Genomic DNA, 21,572 nt, shown 5'->3' with positions numbered 1-21,572 from the left:
GAAGTGGTCGGCGGTGGTTTGGGGTTGGTGGAGGTAGCCCCAGGCGAGGGTGTGTCCGGTGAGGTGGAGTTGGCCGATGGCGCCGGGTGGGAGGGGTTGTCCGTGGGGGTCGAGGGTGTGGGTGACGGTGTGGGGGAGCGGCTTGCCGATCGGCACCCGCGAACCCGCCGGAACCTCGCGGACGTGATGGAACGTGCTGTCGACGGTCGCCTCGGTGACCCCGTAGACGTTGTGCAGGCGGGTGTGCGGCAGCAGTGCCAGCAGCTCCGCCGCCTCGCTGGTCGTCCAGCTCTCCGCGCCGAGTGTCAGGCACGCGATGCGCAGGGAGCCCGCCTCGGCCTCGAACCGCTCCGCCGTTCTCAGCAGCCGCATCATGCTCGGCGTGATGTCCACGACGCACGGGCCCGCCCGCAGCAGGAAGTCCAGCAGCGCGTCCGGGTTCGCGGCCTGCTCGGCGGCGCACACGTGCAGCGTCCCCGCCAGGCAGAGCGATCGGACGATCTCCCCCATCGAGTTGTCGAACGAGATGCTCGCCAGTTGCGTGTGCGCCGTCCCCGGAGGCACCGGGTAGAGCTGCCGCCAGGCGTCCACCGCTGCGGTGAGGTTGCTGTGCGGGATGGCGACGGCCTTGGGCTGGCCGGTGGATCCGGAGGTGAACAGCACGTAGGCCAGGTCGTCCGGGTGCGGCCCGGCCAGAGAAGTGGCGGCACTGGACGCTGGAGGTTCGGTGATGAAGAGGGTGGGTTTGGCGATGGTGAGCAGAGTCTTTTGGCGGGCCGGGGGCAGGGCGGGGTCGATGGGCAGGTAGGCGGCGCCGGTCTTCCAGATGGCCAGCAGTGTGGTGATGAGGTGGTGGCCTCGTGGGAGCCGGACGGCCACGATGTGCCCCGGTCCGGCACCCTGTTTCCGCAGTGTATGGGCGATGCCGGTGGAGCGGTGGTCGAGTTCTTCGTAGGTGAGGCGGTGGGTGCCGTCGATGATCGCTGTCAGGTGCGGGGGTACCTGCTGGATCAGTTCCAGCACGGTGGTGCGCGGTGCGGGCGGCAAGGTGGCCTCGGGCGCGGGCGCGCACAGCGGCAGGCGGGAGACGCGGGTGTCCGGGGCGGCGACGGCGGCCGAGAGCAGGGTGAGCAGCGCGTCGGTGAAGGATTCGGCCCACTCGCGCGAGAACAGATCCTCCGCGAACACCACCTGAAGATGCAGGTCGTCCCCCGCTTGGACGAGGCTCACCATGTAGTCGGTGAGGCTCAGCGAGCGGTCGAACAACAACGGCGTTCCGCCCATCAGCTCCGGCACGCGATCGACGGTGAAGATCACGTCGAACAGCGGGTTGCGGTGGGGATGGCGCGGCGGGTTCACGGCCGCGACGACCTGCTCGTAGGGGGTGTCCTGATGGTCCAGCGAGGCCAGGAGATCGTCGCGGATCTGGTGCAGCAGGCCGGCGAAAGTCGGGTCGGCGGAGACGTCGGCGCGCAGCACGATCGTGTTGGCGAGAAAACCGACCGTCGCGTCGCTGCCGGGATGGGCGCGGTTGGCGACCGGCGTGCCGATGGTGGTGTCCGTGGTGTTGGCGAACCGGGCCAGCACCACGTGCAGCGCCGCCGCACCCACCATGAAGACGCTGGCGTGATGCGCGCGGGCCACGTCCCGCAGCGCCGCCCGGACGGCGGGGGACAGCAGCCGCCGCGTCTTGGCGCTCCTGCCGGTGGGCGCGGGCGGCCTCGTGTACGGCGTGGGCAGCGCGAGCGGCGCCACGCCGGCGAGCCGCTCCGTCCAGTACGCGAGACCGTCGCCGTGGTCGAGCCCGCGCTGCCAGGCCGCGAACTCGCCGGGCTGCATTCCCACGGGCGGCAGGCCGGACGCGCGGCCCTCGTAGGCCTCGCGCAGCTCACGGCACAGCACCTCGATCGACCAGCCGTCGCACACCAGGTGGTGCACCACCAGGACGAGGACGCTGGCCCCGCCGTCCAGCAGGATCAGCGTGCACCGGAACAGCGGCGCCCTGGACAGGTCGAAGGGCCGCTCGGCGCGCTCCTGCCGGACGGCGTCCGCCAGGGCCGGATCGCGGTCGCGCAGATCGACGGTCTCGATCTCCACCGGCGCCACCGGCTCCACCACCTGCACCGGACCCGCCGCGTCCCACTCGAAACGGGTGCGCAACGCCTCGTGCCGCCCGGCCAGGCACTCCAGCGCGCCGCGCAACGCCCGTACGTCCAAGTGCGCGGTGAAACGCCAGGCGTAGTAGCCGTTGAACCGCTCGTACGCGCGGGGCAGCAGCCCGTGCGAGATCAGCGTGCGCTCCTGCGCGTGCGTCACCGGGCGGCGGACGGCGTGCGCGGCCATCGGCTCAGCCATAGACGACCCGATTCTCGGCGCCCCTTCGCTGCGCGCGGGACGACCTCAGGTTCCGGGTGATGCAGACCCGCTTGAGCCACCGGTCCGTCCCGTCGAAGCGGGCGCGGAACGGCACCCGCCCGTGCACCGACCGGTAGTTGTCGAGGATGAGGCAGTCGCCCGGCTGCAGGATCACCTCGCGGACGGCGGCCTCGATGGCCGCGCGCAGGCGGTCCAGCGCGGCGGCGTGGCGGGGGTCGGCGGGCGGCTCCATGAAGTACGGGTCGAGCCGGGCATACGGGTCGTCCGGGTCGCCGAACAGCACGGCGAGCGGCGGCGGCTCCTCGTGCATCCCGGCCATCGCCTCGAACGCCAGGCCGGTCCGGTCGTCCGGCGGGGCCGAGGCGTTGTGCTGCGGCAGGTGCGAGTTGTCCGGCCGGATCGTGAACGCCTCCTCGAACAGCAGCCGCTTGTCCGCCGCCGGCACCCGCACCTCGGAGACGTTCACGTACGTCGTCGCCACCTTGTCCGGGTTGCGCAGGCACAGCAGCGAGACGTAGTCGGCGCGGTGGGCGTGGAAGGCGTCCTCGGTGTGCCACCACAGCAGCTCGCGGCTGCCCGAGCCGAGCTGCTCGTCCGCGTGCTCGGCGATCGGCAGCACGTTGTGCAGCAGCCGCCCGTCCTGCTGGGTGGCCCAGCCGAACACCTCGCCCATCAGGGACGAGACGACCAGCAGGTAGGCGTCCTCCCGCGAGACGGCGGCGGGCGCGAGATCCCGCCAGTGGCGCGGCGTCGGCCCGAGCGCCACGTCGTCGATGCGGAAGCCACGCACCATGAGCGCGCCCGACGGCTCGCGCAGCCGGAAGTCCGTCAGCGCCCGCCGCAGGCCCGGCGGCAGCTCGTGCGCCGCCAGCGCCGCCGACAGCAGCGACTCGGTGGTGAGGCGGGGCTCGTCCTGTGCCGTCAGCGAGGCGACGACGGCCTCGACGCGGGCGATGTCCTCCGGCGTCAACTCGTATGTGATCACGGCGTGGCCCTCGATGAGTTGGGTTGGGTTCGGCGCGTGCCCGGCGCGGCACGGCGGGGTGGGTTCGGCGCGTGCCCGGCGCGGCACGGCGGGGGAGGCGGTCACCCGGCCTGGTGGCCGGGCAGCCGAGGCCGGACGTCAGCGGCCCGCGCTCGCGGCGGCCCTGTCCACCAGCTCCAGCCCGTGACCGAGCTCGTCACCCGGCACGGCGTACCCGAGCCGCGCCCACGCCGGAGCGCCGAACGCGCGGCCGGGCACCAGGAGCACCCCCGCCCGCGCGAGCCGCACGCACAGCTCCGTCGCATCGGGTGTCCCCCGGAACCTGACCAGCGAGGTGACCCCGCCCATCGGCGGGGTGAACGACTCGACCGCATCGCTGGACCGGGCCCAGTGCAGAAAAACATCCCGGCCTTTCCCGACCAATTCCGCGAAATGACCGGATAATTTCTTCCGGTGCCTTACGGCGTGCGCCGCCAGGAATTCGGTGAGCGTGGAACAGAAAAGCGTCGTGGTGTCACGCAACCCGACCGTGCGGTCAAGAACCGCCGGCGGCCCCACACACCAGCCTATTCGCAGGCCGGGCAGGCCGTAGCATTTCGACAGCGTGCCGACGGAGAACGCCCGCTCATACAATTGCGCGACGTCCGTGAGCGGCTCGCCGTCGTGCACCAGCTCGGCGAAAGCGTTGTCCCACACCAGATACGCGCCCCGGGCCGCCGCTATTTCGACGATCCGCGCCTGCCCGGCGGGGGAGACGGTGACGCCGCTCGGATTGTGCGGCAGATTGACGAGCACGGCGCGCGTACCGGGGAGCACGAGCCGTTCCAGCTCGTCCAGATCGAGGTCCGCGCCGTCCTCCGGCCGCACCGCCCAGTGCCGCACCCGGCAGCCGGCCGACCGCAGCGCCGAGCCGTACGCGTGATAGATCGGGCTCATCGCCACGACGTCGTCGCCGGGCTCCAGCAGGGTGTGAAGCAGCAGGAAAACGGCCTCGTTGGAGCCCTGGCCGATCAGCACGCGAGCCGCGTCGCCGCCCGCCCACGCGTCGGCCACGGCCTGCCGCAGCGGGGGCGAGCCAAGAGAGTGGGAGTCCTCGAAACGCACGGCGTCGAGCGCCTCCGGGGTGATCCCCGTCAGTGCGCGCAGCTCCGCCATCGTGATCGGCGGGACGCCGCTGGAGCTGATGTCGAGAGCGTCCGGGCACAGGTGGTCCCGATACCATTGTTCGAGTAATGCGGGCGCGGACGTCAAAGCAGTTCCCCTTGCAGCATTAAAGGACGAGCTTCTTGCCGGACACCGGGGAAAGGCCCATTACCGAGCGTGCGCGTCCCCCGACAATATGCCACCGCTGCGTTTGGCTACGCCATTATCTCGCGGGCTGAGCGCGACCAGCGTATGTCAAGGGAGAAAGTCGTACAAGTCTTGACAGCGTTTCACCTCGACACGAGACTTACAGCCTGTCGGATGCCCGGTTTCTGTGACTGAATAGGCTGGCTGTGACTCACGGTAAAGGGGGGTTCGTTGGGCATGAATTCAGCCGGCGGCAGGGCCGGGCACGGCTTCCCGCCGCCGGATACGGGTCTGGTAATAGCCGCATTTATGGATGTCCTGGCCAACGATGAAATGGTCGAGCCCGATACGGATTTCTTCGACGCCGGCGGGAACTCGGTGCTCGCCGGGCGGCTGGTGGCCCGGGTGGCCCGGACGTTCGGCATGAAGATCAAACTCAAGGACGTGTTCACGTACCGGACGCCGGACGAGCTCGCCGGGCGCCTGCACGAGCTCTCCCGCGCACCCGCGAGACCCCGCTGATGCTGGACGCCACCACGCTGGGCCAGGCGGGCATCTGGTACGCCGACCAGAAGGTCGGCGGGACCTCCGCCTTCAACGTGTCCACCGTTCTCACCGTCTCCGGTGACGTCTCGGTGGAGGACGTCCGGCGGGCCTGCCGACGGCTCGCCCGCGCCGTACCCGAGCTGCGCCTGCGGCTCGGGCTCGACGAGTGGACGGGCGAGGTGGTGCAGTGGCTCTGCCCCGAGCCACTGGAGCTCCGCGTCCAGAGCCACTCCGCGGCCTGGTTGGATGCGGAGGCGGCGCGTTTGTTCGAGACGGACGGCGGAGCGCTGGCCAGGTTCGCGGTGGCGTCCGTCTCGCCGGACCGGATCTTGGTCGGGATCACCGTCCATCACGCCATCCTGGACGGCGCCGCCCAGATCGACCTCGCCCACCGGTTCGCCGCCTGCATGACGCAGGAGCCCGCGCCCCGCCCGATCGACGGCTACCTGTCCCTCACCGCCGCCGTCCGCGCCGCCGAGGAGCACGCCCGCACCGACCACCTGCCCTACTGGCGGGAACGCGTCGCCACGATGACCGGCCCCGCCCCTCGCCCACTCAGCAGCGAGGACGGCGTCACCAGGCGATACGTCCTGCACGAGCCGTCCGTCGGCCGCCTGGAGGCACGCGCCGCCGAGCTGGGCACCCGCGTGTTCCACCTGCTCGCCGCCGCCGTCCACCGCTGCGTGCACGCCCTCGACCCCGAACAGCATGTCATCGCGGCGGCCACGTCACTCCGCCCGCCCACCGGCGAGCCGTCAGGCTGCTTCCTCAACCAGATCCCCCTGACCGCCGAACCAGCCGGACGCGCCGGACCTGCCGGACGCGCCGAACCCGCCGAGCTGCTCGCCCTGCTGCGTCTGAACTCCGCCCGCTGGACCGCCGACCTGCGGCACCGCGCTTTCCCCTTCCTCGACCTCGCCCAGCTCACGAAGGTGACGCTCGACCGCGTGCTCGTCTCCTACCGCCGAACCCCCGCCCGCCTCCCGACAGGCGACCCGCGCGTCACCGCCGAGCTGCTGAGACCGTACCCCCGGCCCAAGGCCGACCTCGGCATCAGGTTCTTCCACGACCGCACCCTGGAGTACGAGGTGCAGTGGCGCCCCTCGGCCTGGCCCCGAGCGGTGGAAGGGCTGGGCGACGACCTGGCCCGATGCCTGGAGGAGGTCTGACATGCCGCCCGGCCACCTCATCCCCCTGGGCAGCACCGGCTGGCACCTCTGGAAGCTCAGCGCCCTGCGATCGGCGGGCTTCCGCGCCACCGACATCCTGCTCCTCACCGACCCGCACCCGCCCGCCGACACCGGCGCCTACCCGGCAGCCGCGGAACGCGCCTCCCAGGCGCTGGCCCGCTGCTGCCGCGACCCCCGCTTCCGCGAGGCCGTCGCCTGGCAGAACCCGCAGGTCCTGCGGCACGCCGTGGACCCGTTGGCCGCCGGGCCCGCCGCGCTCGCCGCCAAGTGGCGCAAACGGGAGCTGAAGGTGGCCCGCTACCTGCAGCGTTACACCACCAAGAACGACTCGATCGGCTTCTTCGGCCCCTGCGGCTGGGCGACGTGGGAGGACGGGCCTGACGCGCTGCGCCTCGTCCCGGGGCGAGGGCTGCTGGCGCGGCGGACGGTGTACTTCGAGAGCTGGGCGATCGACGCCGTGGCCGACGCGCTCGCCCGCGACCCCGGCCTGCTCCCGTGGCTGCGCCCCCGCCCGTCGCCGCAGAACGTGATCACGGCGGAAGGCGTCCGGCGGCCCGACGGCTCGATCCTGCGGCTGTCGCCGGACGAAAGGCGCGTACTCGACCAGTGCGACGGCGACCGGCCGGTGCGGGAGATCGCCCCCGATGGAGGCGCGGAAGCGGTGGTGGAGAAGCTGCGCGACCGCGGCATCCTCCAGCCCGACCTGCGCGGCCCCATCGAGGCCCACCCCGAGCGAACCCTGCTCGCCAAGCTGGGCCGCATCGCCGACCCGCACGTACGCGACCCGGCCATCACCCGGCTCCGGCAGCTCACCGACGCCCGCGACCGCCTCGCCGCCGCGTCCGGCGACGCCGACGCGGTGCACGCCGCCACCACCCACCTCGACCGCACCTTCGAACGCATCACCCAACAGGAGCCGGCACGGCGGCCGGGCCAGTCCTACGCGGGCAGATCCCTCGCCTACGAGGACACCGTCAGAGACGTCCGCCTCACCCTGGGACGCCCCCTCCTCGACCAGCTCGCCGCCCCACTGGGCCTGCTGCTCGACAGCGCCCGCTGGCTGGCCGCCCAGCTCGGCGACCGCTACCACGACCACTTCCGCACCCTCCTCGCCAAGGCCAGGCGCAGAACGGGCGAGCAGGCGATCCCCCTGGCGGACCTGGTCGGGATGGCCACCCCGGACATCGTCTTCTCCCACCGCGAGCTGCCCAGGCTGACCGCCCCGCTGATCGAGGAGTTCCAGCGCCGCTGGGCCCGCGTGCTGCGGATCCCGCCCGGCGCGTCCCGACACCACCTGGACGCCGCGCGGATCCGTGACCGGGTCGCGGCGGAGTTCCCGAGGAGCGCGCCCCGCTGGGCGGCGGCCGTCCACCACGCCCCCGACCTGATGATCGCCGCCGAGAGCGCCGCGGCGATCAACGACGGACGCTACCTGCTGGTGCTGGGGGAGCTGCACGTCGGCATCAACACGCTCTCCGCCCGCCCGTTCGTGGAGCAGCAGGCGGACCCCGGGTGGCTGCGCCGCGCCTCGGAGCGCGACCACGGCACGCGGCGGGTGATCGCCGTCCCGTCGAAGGAGTCCGCCTGGGCGAACTCGCGGACGTACCCGCCGGCGCTGACGTCCCCGCTCGACACGTTCTGGACCATGTACGGCGATCCGGCGCTGACCCCGGACGGCGGCCTGCTGCCCGCCGCCGACCTGCACGTTCACGAGCGGGACGGGACGGCGGTCGTCAGGGCGGGGCGCGACGGGCGGGAGTTCCCGCTGCTGGAGGTGATGGGTGAGTACCTGTCCGGCATCGCCACGAACGCGTTCGCCCCGGTCGCGGGCGGCGGGCATCGCCCCAGGGTCACCGTCGACCGGCTGGTGATCTCGCGGGAGCGGTGGGCGTTCCCGGTCGCCGGGCTCGCGTGGGCGTTCCGCAAGGACCCGGCCGCCCGCTTCGTCGAGGCGCGCCGCTGGCGGGCGGCGCACCGGCTGCCCGAGCGGGCGTTCTACCGGGTCGAGACGGAGGACAAGCCGATCTTCGTGGACTTCGGCAGCACCGTCCTGGTCAGCCTGCTGGCCCAGTGCGTCAGATGCTGCGCCGGGGAGAGCCCCGACGCGGACCTGACACTCAGCGAGATGCTGCCCGGCCTGGGCGAGTGCTGGCTCGCCGACGCGGCGGGCGGCCGGTACACGGCGGAGCTGAGGCTGGTCGCCGTGGACGAAGCATCCGAACCCGGCGCAGGGAGGCCGAGATGAGCATCGACCGGGTCGCCTACGCTCGCGGCGGACGCGAGGTCTCCATCGCGGTGGACACGGACCCTGGGCGCGGCATCCGCCCCGACCTGTGGCCGTCCGTGGGCGAGTACCCGCTCTACGACCCCTTCCTGTACTACTCCATGACCCACGACGTCCTGCGCAACGACGCCTTCCGCGCCGCCCTGCGCCAGGTGGCGGGCGGGCGCACGGTGCTCGACATCGGCACCGGCCAGGACCTCAACTGGGCGCTCGAAGCCGCCCGCCACGGCGCCAGGGCGGTGCACGCCGTCGAGGCGATCGAGCGCAGCCACGCCATGGCCGCCAAACGGCTCGCGCAGGCGCCGCAGCGCGACAGGATCGAGCTGGTGCACGGCACGTCGTTCGGCCTGCACCTGCCGGAACGGGCGGAGGTGTGCGTCGCCGAGCTGGTCGGGTCGATCGCCAGCGCGGAGGGCATGCTCGCCGCCGTCTCCGACGCGCACGCCCGCCTGCTGGCGCCGGGCGCGGTCGTGATCCCGGCGGCGTGCCGGACGATCGCGGGCGCGGTCTGCCTGCGTGACATGTTCGCCGACGGCCTCGGCTTCTCCCGCGACGCGCTGCCGTACCTGCAAAAGGTCTTCGACCTGTGCGGACGGCCCTTCGACGTGCGGCTCACGGTCAGCAACCCCGACCCGGCGAGCGTGCTGTCGTCCACGGCGGCGGTGGAGACGCTGCGCTTCGACGGCTCGCAGCCGCTCGACGAGAAGACGGACCAGCGGCTGACCATCGAACGGGACGGCGCCGTGGACGGGCTCCTGCTCTGGATCGTGCTGGACGCCGGCGACGGCACGCGTCCCATCGACTCCCTCCACGACAGGACGAGCTGGACCCCCGCTTACCTGCCGCTCTACGACACGCCTGTGGAGGCGCGGGCGGGGGACGTTCTGGACGTCACCTTCGAACGCCGCACCAGCGACGACGGCGTGCATCCCGACTACCTCGTCAACGCCTCTCTGACGACGTCGGCCGGGACGGTCGAAGGCTCATCCGTCTCCACCCACCATGGCCCTGACCTGGGAACGAACGCTCTTCACCGCCATCTCCTCATCGGCTGAGCGTACGGTTCGTCGCTGCAGCGAGGTCTCATGACCAGGTGACGGGCAGGGAGTGCACGCCGAAGATGACCATCTCGTCGCGCACCGGCACCTGCTCGGCCGGCACGGCCAGGCGCAGGCCCGGGAGGCGGGCGAGCAGCTCGCCGAGCCCGATCCGCAGCTCGATCCTGGCGAGCTGCTGGCCCAGGCACTGGTGCACCCCGTGCCCGAAGGCCAGGTGCGGGGTGCGCGCGCGGCCCAGGTCGAGCGCGTCGGGGTCGGGCCAGTGCCGCGGGTCCCTGTTGACCTCGGGCGTGGCGATGACGACGGTGGCGCCGGCAGGCAGGTCCACGCCGCCCAGCGTCACCGGCTCGGTGGCGACCCGGCTGACCCCGAGCTGGATGATCGACAGGAAGCGCAGCAGCTCCTCCACCGCGTTGTCGATCAGGCCGGGGTCGGCGCGCAGCGCCGCGAGCTGCTCCGGGTGCTGCAGCAGTGCGAACGTGCTCAGGCCCAGCATGTTGGCCGTGGTCTCGTGGCCCGCGGTGAGCAGGAGCAGGGCCATGTCGGTGAGCTGCGCGTCCGTCAGGGGCGGATCGGCGTCGTGGACGAGGCCCGACAGGAGGTCGTCGGCCGGGTTCGAGCGCTTGGCCGACACCAGCCGCCGCATGAACGCGTACAGCTCGCCGCGCGCCGCGAGCTGCTCCTGCGGGGTCGAGGTCGCGCTCAGCCCGACCACCGTACGCTCCTGGAACTCCGCGCGGTCGGCGTAGTCGACGCCCAGCAGCTCGCAGATGACCAGCGACGGGAGCGGCAGCGCGAACGCCGGCACCAGGTCGGCCGTCGTGCCCGCCGCGCGCATCGCCTCGATGTGCTCGACCGCGATCTCCCGCACCCGCGACTCGAGCTGCCGCATCCGCCGCACCGTGAACTGGCCCGTCAGCACCCGCCGCAACCGGGTGTGCTCCGGCGGGTCCATGAAGACGAACACCCCGTCCTCGCGCTCACCCTGCGGCGGCTCCGCGGGCGGCCGGAGCGAGGTGGCGTCGCGGTGGCGCATCTTGTCGGCGCTGAACCGCGCGTCCGACAGCACCGCGCGGGCCTCGTCGAAGCCCGTCACCAGCCACGCCCGCGCGCCGTTCAGCAGGTCCACCGGCCGGACCGGCCCCTCCCCGCGCAGGCCGGGCGGCGGGCCGAACGGGTCGGCCCCCCGCTCCACCATCTCCGCGGGCAGGATGCGCCGCATCCCCGCGGTGCTCACGCTCGAAGACTTCTCAGCCACGCCGCTGTCGGTCATCAGGGGTCCTGTTCTCGATTAGGGTACGTACCCGTATCTAACGCTGGACACCGTAGATCACCGGGATAAGATACGCAACCGATTCTCAAGCGAGGACTAGACGACGGTGACGGGATGTACGACGACCGCGTCGAACAGGTAGCCGAGGTCGTTGAACGGCGTGGTGGCGGGCTGCGCCGCCCCGGTCTCGTCGGTGGCGCGGGCCAGCAGCCGGTGACCGCCGGGCAGCGGGTCGGGCCAGGCCGCCCGCCAGCGCGTCCAGGCCGGGCCGCCCCCGCCGTCCAGCAGTTTGGCGGGCCGCCAGCGCGCGCCGCCGTCCGTGCTCACCTCCACCCGGGTGATCCGGCCGCGGCCCGACCACGACCTGCCGTGCAGCGTGTACGGCGAGCCGGACGGCACGGAGGCCTCCCAGGCCAGCTCGAAGGCGCTCTTGGTGACCTGCCGGGTCAGCGGCGCGCTGCCGCCCTCGGGGTAGCCGGGGCCGAACAGGCGGTAGAAGCGGGTGTCCCACGGCGAGGAGAGCGGCTCGGCCGACACCTCGATGTCGCCCACCCACTTGATCGAGGCGATCCCGATCCACGACGGCACCACCACGCGGACGGGGTAGCCGTGGTCGGGCGGCAGTGGCTCGCCGTTCATCTCGTAGGCCAGCAGCACGTCGTCCAGGGCCTTGGCGATCGGCAGCGGACGGCGTACCCGGCCCAGGTCCTCGCCGCCGCTGACGAAGCTCGCGTCCAGCCCCGACGGCATGACGCTCACCGCGTCGCCCGACAGACCCGCCCTGCGCAGCACCGCCGAGAGCGGCACGCCCCGCCACCGCGCCACCCCGATCCCGCCGAGCCGCCACGGGGTGCCCGACGCCGCCTGGCCCTGCTGGGTGCCGAAGAACGAGCGGCCGTTGCCCGCGCACTCGATCGCGGCGTCCAGGGTCACCGACGGCATCGACCTGAGCTGGGCGTAGCTGAGCTCTTGCGGACGCCGTACGCCCGAGCCGTGCACCCGCAACCGCCAGGTCGTCGCGTCGATCAGCGGGGTGGCGGTGTGGTTGCGCACGAAGAAGCGGTCGTTCGGGACGCGGAAGCCGACGTCGCGCAGCGCCTCCCAGCGGGTCTCGGCGTTCGTGCCGTGCGCGATGAACAGCTCCGGCGGCAGCGGCTTGACGATCGGCGCGGCCGTCGTCGTGGCAGCGGCCCTCCCTGTGAGAGGGCCGCCCAGCAGGGCGAGGCCGCCCACCGCCGGGATCGTCCGCAGCAACGTGCGCCTGTCAGGCAGATCCTCGCGCATCTGACCACCACCCTCATGTCGCGTTTTCCTACCAGTAGACAAGGAAAACTGAGGGAGTCAAGAGACGCGAGCGATCCACGGCGTGGCCTAGCATGCGAGCATGCAGACTGCTGCGGGCGTGGTGCTTGCGGGCGGGCGCTCCACCCGGATGGGGCGGCCGAAGGCGTGGCTGGAATGGCACGGATCGACCCTGCTCTACCGGGCCGCCGCCGTGCTGGCCAGGACGGTGGACGGCCCCGTCGTCGTGGTCGCCGCACCAGGGCAGGAGCTGCCGCCGCTGCCCGACGGGGTCACCGTCGCAGAAGACCCCGTCGAAGGGCTCGGCCCCATGCAGGGCCTCGCCGTCGGGCTCGCGGCGGTCGCCGGGCGCGCCGACACCGCCTTCGTGTGCTCCACGGACATGCCGTTCCTGCACCCCGCCTTCGTCCGGCGGGTCCTGGACGCCCTGACCCCGGGCACGGACGTCGCGCTCCCCGTGGCCAGAGGGTTCCGGCAGCCCCTCGCCGCCGGCTACCGCACCTCCCTGGCGGGGCTGGTCGCCGACCTGCTGGCCGAGGGGGATCTCCGTCCGGGCATGCTGTTCAAGCACTGCGAGGTGGCCCAGCTCGGCGACGCGGAACTGCTGGCCGACCAGCGGCTCGCCCGGGTCGATCCGGCGCTGGAGTCCGTGGTGAACGTCAACTCGCCGGAGGACTACGCGGCGGCCAGGGACCGGGAGCCGCCCGAGGTCACGGTGGAGCGGTTCGGGGCGCTCGCCAGGAACGGCGGGCACCGGCCGCACGCCGTACGCGCCGCCACCCTGGGCGCCGTGGCCGCCGCCGTGGGGCTGACCCTCGACCGGCACGTGGTGGCGGCACTCAACGGCGACCAGGTCACCCGCGAGGCGGCCCTGCCCGTGGTGACCGGCGACACCGTCTCCTTCCTGTCGGCGGACGCGGGCGGCTGAGCCCGCCCCCAGGCTGAGCGGCCCCTCGCGCAGGCCCGGCGCCCTCCCGCAGGCCCCGCGTCCTCGCGCCGAGACGCGCCCTCGTGCAGGCCGCGCGCCCTCGTGCAGGCCGCGCGCCTTCGTGCAGGCCGCGCGCCCTCGCGTAGGCCCCGTGTCCTCGCGGTCGGCCCGCGTCCTCGCGCCGAGACGCGCCCGCGCCTCCGCGCCGAGACGCGCCCGCGCCTCCGCGCCGCGACGCGCCCTCGCGCAGGCCCCGCGCCCTCGCCCTTGCGTCGGGACGCGCCCTGGCGTAGGCCCCGCGCCTCCGCGCCGCGATGCGCCCTCGCCCAGGCCCCCGCATGACGTGCGCCCCGCGAGAGGGTGCGCCGGGCCGGGTGCGCGTCCCCTGCGAGGGTGCGTCTCGTGTGAGGGCGTGCCGCGATGGGTGCGTCTCGTGTGAGGGCGTGTTGCGATGGGTGGCGTCTCGGCGCGAGGGTGCGCCGGGCGTGCGGGCGTCCGTTGGCGGTCGTGGCGCGTCGTAGAGTCGGGACATGGCGCCTGGCGGTTTCTTCGGACAAGCGTTGCTCATCGACGTCGCCGGCAACCGTGCGACCACCACCCCCTACGACCTGACCGACCGCGTCCTGCGCGCCTACCTCGGCGGCGTAGGCCTGGGCACCTGGCTGCTGCACCGCCTGGCACCCCCCGGCGCAGACCCCCTGGCCCCGGAGGCGCCGCTGGCCTTCGTCTTCTCCTCCCTGGTGGGCACCCCCCTGACGACCAGCGCCAAGTTCGCGGTGGTGGCCAAGTCGCCGCTGACGGGCCTGCTGACCGACGCCCTGGCCTCCAGCCAGTTCGCCATCGCCGGCAAGCTGACCGGCCACGACGCGATCGTGATCACAGGCAGGGCGGACGAGCTGTCGGTGCTGCTGATCGACGGCGAGGGTGCGCGCCTCGTACCGGCTCCTGAGCTGGCCGGGCTGAGCGCGGCGGAGGCGGAGCGGGCGGCGCGGGAGCGGTTCGGGCGGACCTGGCGGACGGCGGCGATCGGCCCGGCGGGGGAGCGTCAGGTGAGGTTCGCGACGATCAGCCATGACGGCCGGCACGCGGGCAGGGGCGGGCTTGGCGCGGTGCTGGGCGCGAAGAATTTGAAGGCGGTGCTGGTCAGGGCGGCGACCAAGGTGTCGGTGGCGGACCAGGCGGGGGTGCTGGCCGCGGCCCGCGACCTGCGCGGGCGCAGCTTCGGCCCGGCCACGGCGAAGTACCGCGAGCTGGGCACGCTGGCGAACCTGCTGGCGTTCAACGCGGTCAGCACCCTGCCCACCCGCAACTTCACCGCGGCGACGTTCGAGGGCGCGCCCCGCCTGGCCGCCGAGGAGCTGCACGAGCTGCGCGGGGTGGCGCGCAACAGTTGCGCGTCGTGCTCGATCGGCTGCGAGCACATCTACTCCCGCAAGGGCGGCGGCAAGCAGCGCATGGAGTACGAGAACGTCTTCGCGCTCGGCCCGCTGTGCGGCGTGTCCGACCCCGACGAGGTGTTCGCGGCCAGCGCCCGCTGCGACGAGCTGGGCCTCGACACGATCTCGGCGGGCGGCACGATCGCGTGGGCGATGGAGTGCGTGGAGCGCGGCCTGCTCGACGAGCCGTGGCTGCGTTTCGGCGACGGCGCGGCGCTGCTGCGCGCGCTCGACGCGATCGGGGAGCGGTCGCCGGGCCTGGGCGAGCTGCTCGCGCAGGGCTCGCGGCGGGCGGCGGGGGTGGTGGGGCGTTCGTCGATCGACTTCGCGCCGCAGGTCAAGGGGCTGGAGCTGCCCGGGTACGAGCCGCGCAGCCTTCAGGCGATGGCGCTGGGGCTCGCGGTGAACGCCAGGGGCGCCGACCACAACAGGTCCGGCGCCTACGAGGCCGACCTGTCGGGCGAGCTGGACCGCCTGTCGGGCGGCGCGGCGCACGTCGCCGCCGCGGTCGGCACCGAGGACCGCGCCGCCGTGATGGACTCGATGATCCTGTGCAAGTTCCTGCGCGGCGTCTTCGACGACCCGTTCACGGAGTGGGCGAGGCTGCTGGCGCTGGTCACGGGCTGGGAGCTGGACGCCGCCGAGCTGCGCGACACCGCCCGGCGGATCGTGCGGGCCAAACGCGCGTTCAACCTGCGCGAGGGCGCCACGGCAGCCGACGACACGCTGCCCGCCCGGATGCTGGAGACGCCGCTGGAGCTGGGCTCGGGCCGCCGCGCGACGCTGGACGCGGGCCGCCTGCGCTCGATGGTCGCCGGTTACTACGCCGCGCGCGGCCTGGACGCCGAGGGGCGCGTCGCGCCCGCGGACCTTCCCGATCTTCTGCTCGAAGGGTGAAGATCGTGTGCCGAGGGGTAGAAGACCCGGCACCTGCGGGGGTAGATTGCTGGCATGGTGTATGCCGTATTCTGTATGCCAAATTGGGGTTGAGATGACGACGCTCGAGGAGCCGGTGACCGCCGTGCACACCGTGACCGTCGAGATAGACGGCCGTCCCGTCACCGTGCCGGAAGGCACCAGCATCTACGACGCCGCGAGACAAGTGGACATCGACATCCCGGTGTTGTGCCACAACGAGCGCTACGACCCCGTCGGGGTGTGCCGCATGTGCGTGGTCGACACGGGCGGCCGGGCCTTCGCCGCCGCCTGCGTGCGCCCCTGCGAGGACGGCATGCAGGTCAGGACCAGCACCCCGGAGCTGGAGCGCAACCGGGCCACGCTGACCGAGCTGCTGCTGTCCGACCAGCCGGCCAGGGCCGAGGACCCGAAGCAGACCACCACCGGCGACAACCTGCTCCTCGACCTCGCCGACCGCTTCGACGTGGCCAAGGAGACGACCGGCCTGCCGTGCGGCTCCGGCCGGGGCGTGGACGTCTCCAACCCGGTCATCGCCGTGGACCACGACGCGTGCATCCTGTGCGACCGCTGCGTGCGCGCCTGCGACGACATCCAGGGCAACGACGTCATCGGCCGCTCCGGCAAGGGCTACTCCACCAGGATCGCCTTCGACCTGAACGACCCGATGGGCGCCAGCTCCTGCGTGACCTGCGGCGAGTGCGTGCAGGCCTGCCCCACCGGAGCCCTGACGAACAAGCCCATCAACGACATCCCCATCCGGCCCCGCCAGGAGCTCGACGCGGTCGACACCGTCTGCCCGTACTGCGGCGTCGGCTGCGCCCTCACCTACTACGTCGACCGGTCGCGCGGCGCGATCGCCTTCGCCGAGGGCCGCGACCAGCCGGGCTCCAAGAGCAGATTGTGCGTCAAGGGGCGTTACGGCTGGGACTACGCGGCCTCGCCGCAGCGCCTCACGATGCCGCTGATCAGGAAGGAGTCGTCCTACCCCAAGGGCCCGCTGTCGGCGGACGTGCGCGGCGACGCGTACAACGACAGGGGGCGCGCGGGCGCGGGCGGCGATCGCAGCGCCAAGCTGAGCAGGAACGGCAAGGACCGCAAGCGCAAGCCCGGCGGCCTCGTCGACTACGACGAGGTGCTGCCGCACTTCCGCGAGGCCACCTGGGAGGAGGCGCTCGACCTGGTCGCCCGGCGGCTCAAGGAGATCCACGCGGAGCTGGGTCCTGGCGCCATCGCCGGGTTCGGCTCCGCGAAGTGCTCCAACGAGGAGGCGTACCTCTTCCAGAAGCTGATCAGGGCCGGGTTCGGCACCAACAACGTCGATCACTGCACCCGCCTGTGCCACGCCTCGTCGGTGGCGGCGCTGTTCGAGGGCGTCGGCTCGGGCGCGGTCTCGACCACGTACGGCGACGTCGCCAACGCCGAAGTCGTGATCATCACCGGCTCGAACCCGACGGCGAACCACCCCGTGGCCAGCTCCTTCTTCAAGCAGGCCCGCCGCCGCGGCACGAAGATCGTCTACGTCGATCCGCGCGCCAGCACCGTGGCCGAGCACGCCGACTACTACTGCCAGGTCAAGCCCGGCACCGACGTGGCGTTCTACAACGCGGTCATGCACGAGGTGATCAGGCTCGGCCTGGTCGACATGGACTTCGTCAGGGAGCGGGTCTCCGGCTTCGAGGAGCTGGTCCGCACGGTCGCCGACTACCCGCCCGAGCGCTCCGCCCAGATCACCGGCGTGGACGCCGGCCTGATCCGCGAGGTCGCCCGGGTCTGGGGCGAGGCCAAGGCCGGCGTCATCTACTGGGGGATGGGCATCTCCCAGCACACCACCGGCACCGACAACGCCCGCTGCCTGATCGCGCTCTGCTCGATCACCGGCAACGTGGGCAGGCCGGGCACGGGCCTGCACCCGCTGCGCGGGCAGAACAACGTGCAGGGCGCCTCCGACGCGGGCCTGATCCCCATGTTCTACCCCGACTACCAGGGCGTCGACAGGGAGGGCACCCGCCGCCGCTTCGAGCAGGCGTGGGGCGTCGAACTCGACCCCGAGCGGGGCCTCACCGTCACCGAGATCATCGGGTCGGTGCTGAAGCCGGGCGGCGTGCGCGGCATGTACATGCTGGGCGAGAACCCCTTCCTGTCCGACCCCAACATCAACAAGGTGCGCAAGGCGCTGTCGCAGCTCGACTTCCTGGTCGTGCAGGACATCTTCCTCACCGAGACCGCGGAGTTCGCCGACGTCATCCTGCCCGCCTCCTCCTACCTGGAGAAGGACGGCAGCTACACCAACACCGACCGGCGCGTGCAGCTCGGCCGCAAGGTGATGGACCCGCCGGGCCAGGCCCGCGTCGACTGGGAGATCATCCAGGACCTCGCCCGGCGGATCGGGCTCGACTGGTCGTACGCCTCGTCCAGCGAGGTGTTCGACGAGATGGTGGCGCTCATGCCGTCGTACGCGAACCTGCGCCACGACAACCTCGGCCGCACCGGCAAGCTCTACCCCAACGCCGACCCCGAGCACTCCGACGGCACCGTGGTCCTGTTCGACGAGCGGTTCAACACCGACGACGGCCTGGCCCACCTCGTCCCCGCGCAGTGGCTGCCGGCCAAGGAGCTGCCGGACGCGGAGTACCCGCTGGTGCTCAACACCGGCCGGCTGCTCGAACACTGGCACACCGGGTCGATGACGCGGCGCTCGTTCGCGCTGGACACGATCTCGCCGGTCGCCGAGGTCTACATGCACCCCAAGGACGCCGCCGACCGCGGCCTGGCACACGGCCAGACGGCCCGCGTACGCTCCCGCCGCGGCGCCATCGAGCTGCAGGTCCGCGTCTCCCACCGCGAGCAGCTCGGCAACTGCTTCATCCCGTTCCACTTCAGGGAGGCGGCGGCGAACCTGCTGACGATCGACGAGATCGACCCCTACGGCAAGATCCCCGAGTTCAAGTTCTGCGCGATCCAGGTCGAGGCGCTGAGCGCCGAGCCTGCGTGGAGGGTGTCCGAATGACCCTGAGTTCCGAGGTGGGACGCCACCGCCTGCCGGGCGTCGAGGCGCGAGCGGGCAAGTTCCCCGGCCCGTCGCTGATCCCGGCGCTCAACGCCATCCAGGCGCGGCTGGGCTGGCTGCCGCGCGAGGAGCTGGAGGAGCTGTCGCGCACCATGCGCCGGCCGCTGTACGAGATCGAGGGGCTCATCTCGTTCTACCCGCACTTCCGCACCAGCCCGCCCGCCAAGGTGAGCGTCAGCGTGTGCCACGACCTGTCGTGCTGGCTGCGCTCGGGCGACGACCGCATCGCCGAGGTGCGCGCCCGCTACGGCGACGACACCGAGATCGAGCTGACCGAGGTGTCCTGCCTGGGCCGCTGCGACAGCGCCCCCGCGCTGGCCGTCAACGAGCACCCGGCGCCCGTCGCGGGTCTCGACGCGCTCGTGACCGCCGCCCGCCAGGACGAGCTGGCCGAGGCGACGGTGACAGGCCGCGCCGAGCCCTGGCCGAACGACCCGTACCCGGCGAACTCCACCCTCTCCGGCCGGTACGCGAGCCTGCGCGCGCTGCTGGCCGGCCGGATGAGCGCCGAGAGCGTGGTGGCCACGCTGGAGGCCTCCGGGCTGCGCGGCATGGGCGGCGCCGGGTTCCCCACGGGCAGGAAGTGGGGCCTGGTCGCCGCCACCGAGCCGGGCGGCGTCAAGTACGCGATCTGCAACGCCGACGAGTCCGAGCCGGGCACGTTCAAGGACCGGCAGATCCTCACCGACCAGCCGCACCTGGTGATCGAGGGCCTGCTGCTCGGCATGGCCGTGGTCGGCGCCGAGCAGGGCTGGATCTTCATCCGGCACGAGTACGGCCCTGAGGAGCGCGTGCTGCGCGCCGAGATCGAGGCGCTGCGCGAGGCCGGCGTCATCGGCGCGAACGCCTGCGGCAGCGGGCGCCGCCTCGACCTCGACCTCTTCGTCTCGCCAGGCGGCTACATCCTGGGCGAGGAGACCGCGCTGCTGGAGTGCATGGAAGGGCACCGCGGCGAGCCGCGCAACAAGCCGCCCTTCCCCGGCAACTACGGCCTGCACGGCCGCCCCACGCTGATCAACTCGGTGGAGACCTTCGCCGACGTGCCGGTGATCCTCCAGCGCGGCGCCGACTGGTGGGCCGAGCAGGGCGAGGGCGACAGCACCGGCTGGAAGTTCTTCGCCGTGTCCGGGCACGTCGAGAGCCCCGGCGTCTACTGCGTGCCGATGGGCACCACGGTGCGCGCCCTGATCGACCTGGCGGGCGGCGTGCTCGGCGGCGCCCGCGTCGGCGCCGTGCAGCCGGGCGGCGCCTCCTCCAACTTCATCGGCCCCGACCGGCTCGACCTGCCGCTCGACTTCGGCACCCTCGCCGAGGCCGGGACCATGCTCGGCTCAGGCGCGCTCGTGGTGCTCGCCGAGGGCACCGACCTGCTGGCCGCCGCCACCAACGTGCTGCGCTTCTTCCGCAACGAGTCGTGCGGCAAGTGCGTGCCCTGCCGCGTCGGCTCCACCAAGGCGCACGAGGTGCTGCGCGGCGTGCTCGACTCCGGGGCAGGGGCGCTCGACGAGGCGCGGCGCGACCGGATCCTGCAGTTGGAGGAGACCATGCGCAAGACGTCGATCTGCGGGCTCGGGCAGGTGGCGCTGGGCCCCGTCGTGTCCGTGCTGGGGCTGAACAAGGGGGCCGCGGCGGCCCGCCCGCAGCCCCGGCCGGAGGGCTCCGAGGAGCAGCCGGACCGTTGAGCGGCAGAGAGTTCTTCACGGCCCGCACCCTCGCCGAGGTCCGCGCGGGATTCCGGCCCGCCCACCGCACGCCCGCAGAACGCGTCCCGCTGTCGCGGGCGCTGCGCCGGGTGCCCGTCGCCGACCTCACGGCCCCCGGCGCGCTGCCCGGTTTCGCCCGCTCCACCGTGGACGGCTACGCGATCCGCGCGATGGACACCTACGGCGCGTCCGACGGGCTGCCGTCCTACCTCGACCTGCTCGGCGCCGTCCGCATGGGCGCCGAGCCCACCGTCGCGGTCCGGCCCGGCGGCTGCGTCGCCATGCCGACCGGCGGCGTGCTGCCCGACGGGGCCGACGCGGTCGTCATGGTGGAGTACACCGCCGAGACCATGCCGGGCACGATCGAGGTGACCAGGCCCGTCGCGCCCGGCGGCGGCGTCGTCCGCGCCGACGAGGACGTGGCGCCCGGCGGCGTGCTGGCGCCGGGCGGCCGGCCGTTGCGCGCCCCCGACCTCGGCTTCCTCGCCGCCGCGGGCGTCACCGAGCTGACCGTGCACCGCCGCCCCCGGGTGGCGATCATCTCCACCGGCGACGAGGTGGTGCCGCCGGAGACCGGGCGGCTCGCCGCCGGGCAGGTGCGCGACGCCACCGCCTCCGCCCTGGCCGGGCTGGTCGCCGACGCGGGCGGCGAACCCGAGCTCGCCGGCATCGTCCCCGACGAGCCCGGCGCGCTCAAGGACCGGCTGGCCGCCGTCCTGCCCGGCGCCGACCTGGTCGTCGTGTCGGCGGGCTCGTCGGTCGGCACCAGGGACGAGACGGCCGGCGCGGTGGCCGCCGTCGGCGACGTCTGGTGCCACGGGATCGCCATCAAACCCGGCAAACCCACGCTGCTGGCCGAGTGCTCCGGCATCCCGCTCATCGGGCTGCCCGGCAACCCGCTGTCCGCGCTCGTCGTGTTCGGGCAGGTCGGCGTGCCGCTGCTGTGGCGGCTCGCCGGCTGCGAGAGCCCGCCGCCGCAGCCGAGCACCCGCGCCCGGCTGTCGCGCGACCTGGCCTCGGCGGCCGGCCGCCTCGACGTGGTCCAGGTCACCGTACGGGACGGCGTCGCCGAGCCGATCTTCGGCCCGTCGGCGCTGCTGTCGGTGCTGACCCGCGCCGACGGCTACGTGATCGTGCCGGAACCGGCCACCGGGCTGGACGCGGACACCGAGATAGAGGTCATCCTGTACCGATGAACAAGGTCATCCTGTAGTGA

At 72.9% G+C, this 21,572-nt stretch carries 14 protein-coding genes; 9 read left to right on the top strand and 5 right to left on the bottom strand.

Annotated elements, in window-relative coordinates:
* From ABD331_RS15365 to vioD, 3 genes are all read right to left on the bottom strand, one after another.
* On the bottom strand, positions 1–2,355 hold a 2,355-nt coding region (locus ABD331_RS15365; RefSeq protein WP_344475020.1), incomplete at its 3' end, for a non-ribosomal peptide synthetase.
* The gene (gene gntD, locus ABD331_RS15360; protein WP_344475018.1) at positions 2,348–3,361 is read right to left on the bottom strand and encodes a guanitoxin biosynthesis L-enduracididine beta-hydroxylase GntD; all 1,014 of its coding nucleotides are present in this window, start codon (positions 3,359–3,361) and stop codon (positions 2,348–2,350) included. The genes ABD331_RS15365 and gntD, both read right to left, overlap by 8 nt.
* A 138-nt stretch (positions 3,362–3,499) precedes the next feature.
* On the bottom strand, positions 3,500–4,612 hold the full coding sequence (gene vioD, locus ABD331_RS15355) for a capreomycidine synthase (protein ID WP_344475016.1): 1,113 nt from the start codon (positions 4,610–4,612) through the stop codon (positions 3,500–3,502).
* Positions 4,613–4,888: 276 nt separating this feature from the next.
* Between vioD and ABD331_RS15350 the strand changes: the two genes are divergently transcribed.
* From ABD331_RS15350 to ABD331_RS15335, 4 genes are read left to right on the top strand one after another with little or no spacing between them, the layout of a single operon-like run.
* The gene (locus ABD331_RS15350; protein ID WP_344475014.1) at positions 4,889–5,173 is read left to right on the top strand and encodes an acyl carrier protein; all 285 of its coding nucleotides are present in this window, start codon (positions 4,889–4,891) and stop codon (positions 5,171–5,173) included.
* On the top strand, positions 5,173–6,366 hold the full coding sequence (locus ABD331_RS15345) for a condensation domain-containing protein (RefSeq protein WP_344475012.1): 1,194 nt from the start codon (positions 5,173–5,175) through the stop codon (positions 6,364–6,366). Before ABD331_RS15350 ends, ABD331_RS15345 begins: the two co-directional genes overlap by 1 nt.
* A gap of 1 nt (position 6,367) precedes the next feature.
* A complete protein-coding gene (locus ABD331_RS15340) occupies positions 6,368–8,632 on the top strand; it encodes a lantibiotic dehydratase (protein WP_344475009.1) in 2,265 nt (754 codons plus the stop codon).
* A complete protein-coding gene (locus tag ABD331_RS15335; protein WP_344475007.1) occupies positions 8,629–9,726 on the top strand; it encodes an SAM-dependent methyltransferase in 1,098 nt (365 codons plus the stop codon). Before ABD331_RS15340 ends, ABD331_RS15335 begins: the two co-directional genes overlap by 4 nt.
* Before the next feature lie 28 nt (positions 9,727–9,754).
* On the opposite strand, the gene ABD331_RS15330 is transcribed toward ABD331_RS15335, so the two are convergent.
* Together ABD331_RS15330 and ABD331_RS15325 are read right to left on the bottom strand one after the other, a co-directional pair.
* A complete protein-coding gene (locus tag ABD331_RS15330) occupies positions 9,755–11,002 on the bottom strand; it encodes a cytochrome P450 (protein WP_344475005.1) in 1,248 nt (415 codons plus the stop codon).
* Positions 11,003–11,098: 96 nt separating this feature from the next.
* Positions 11,099–12,286 carry a sulfite oxidase gene (locus tag ABD331_RS15325; RefSeq protein WP_344475003.1) on the bottom strand — a complete coding sequence of 396 codons (1,188 nt, stop codon included), beginning with the start codon at positions 12,284–12,286 and terminating at the stop codon, positions 11,099–11,101.
* A gap of 100 nt (positions 12,287–12,386) precedes the next feature.
* On the opposite strand from ABD331_RS15325, the gene mobA reads away from it, so the two are divergent.
* From mobA to ABD331_RS15300, 5 genes are all read left to right on the top strand, one after another.
* A complete protein-coding gene (gene mobA, locus ABD331_RS15320) occupies positions 12,387–13,232 on the top strand; it encodes a molybdenum cofactor guanylyltransferase (RefSeq protein ID WP_344475001.1) in 846 nt (281 codons plus the stop codon).
* A 530-nt stretch (positions 13,233–13,762) separates the two neighbouring features.
* Positions 13,763–15,565 carry an aldehyde ferredoxin oxidoreductase family protein gene (locus tag ABD331_RS15315; RefSeq protein WP_344474999.1) on the top strand — a complete coding sequence of 601 codons (1,803 nt, stop codon included), beginning with the start codon at positions 13,763–13,765 and terminating at the stop codon, positions 15,563–15,565.
* Between the two features lie 94 nt (positions 15,566–15,659).
* Positions 15,660–18,593 carry a formate dehydrogenase subunit alpha gene (gene fdhF, locus ABD331_RS15310; RefSeq protein ID WP_344474997.1) on the top strand — a complete coding sequence of 978 codons (2,934 nt, stop codon included), beginning with the start codon at positions 15,660–15,662 and terminating at the stop codon, positions 18,591–18,593.
* The gene (locus ABD331_RS15305; protein ID WP_344474995.1) at positions 18,590–20,335 is read left to right on the top strand and encodes an NAD(P)H-dependent oxidoreductase subunit E; all 1,746 of its coding nucleotides are present in this window, start codon (positions 18,590–18,592) and stop codon (positions 20,333–20,335) included. Before fdhF ends, ABD331_RS15305 begins: the two co-directional genes overlap by 4 nt.
* A complete protein-coding gene (locus ABD331_RS15300) occupies positions 20,332–21,552 on the top strand; it encodes a molybdopterin molybdotransferase MoeA (protein WP_344474993.1) in 1,221 nt (406 codons plus the stop codon). Before ABD331_RS15305 ends, ABD331_RS15300 begins: the two co-directional genes overlap by 4 nt.
* Positions 21,553–21,572 lie beyond the last annotated feature (20 nt).

The organism is Nonomuraea monospora (assembly GCF_039531895.1).
GTDB classification, from domain to species: Bacteria; Actinomycetota; Actinomycetes; order Streptosporangiales; family Streptosporangiaceae; genus Nonomuraea; species Nonomuraea monospora.
The sequence above is the reverse complement of the archived record's forward strand: the minus strand, read 5'-3'. Positions and strand labels throughout refer to the sequence as shown.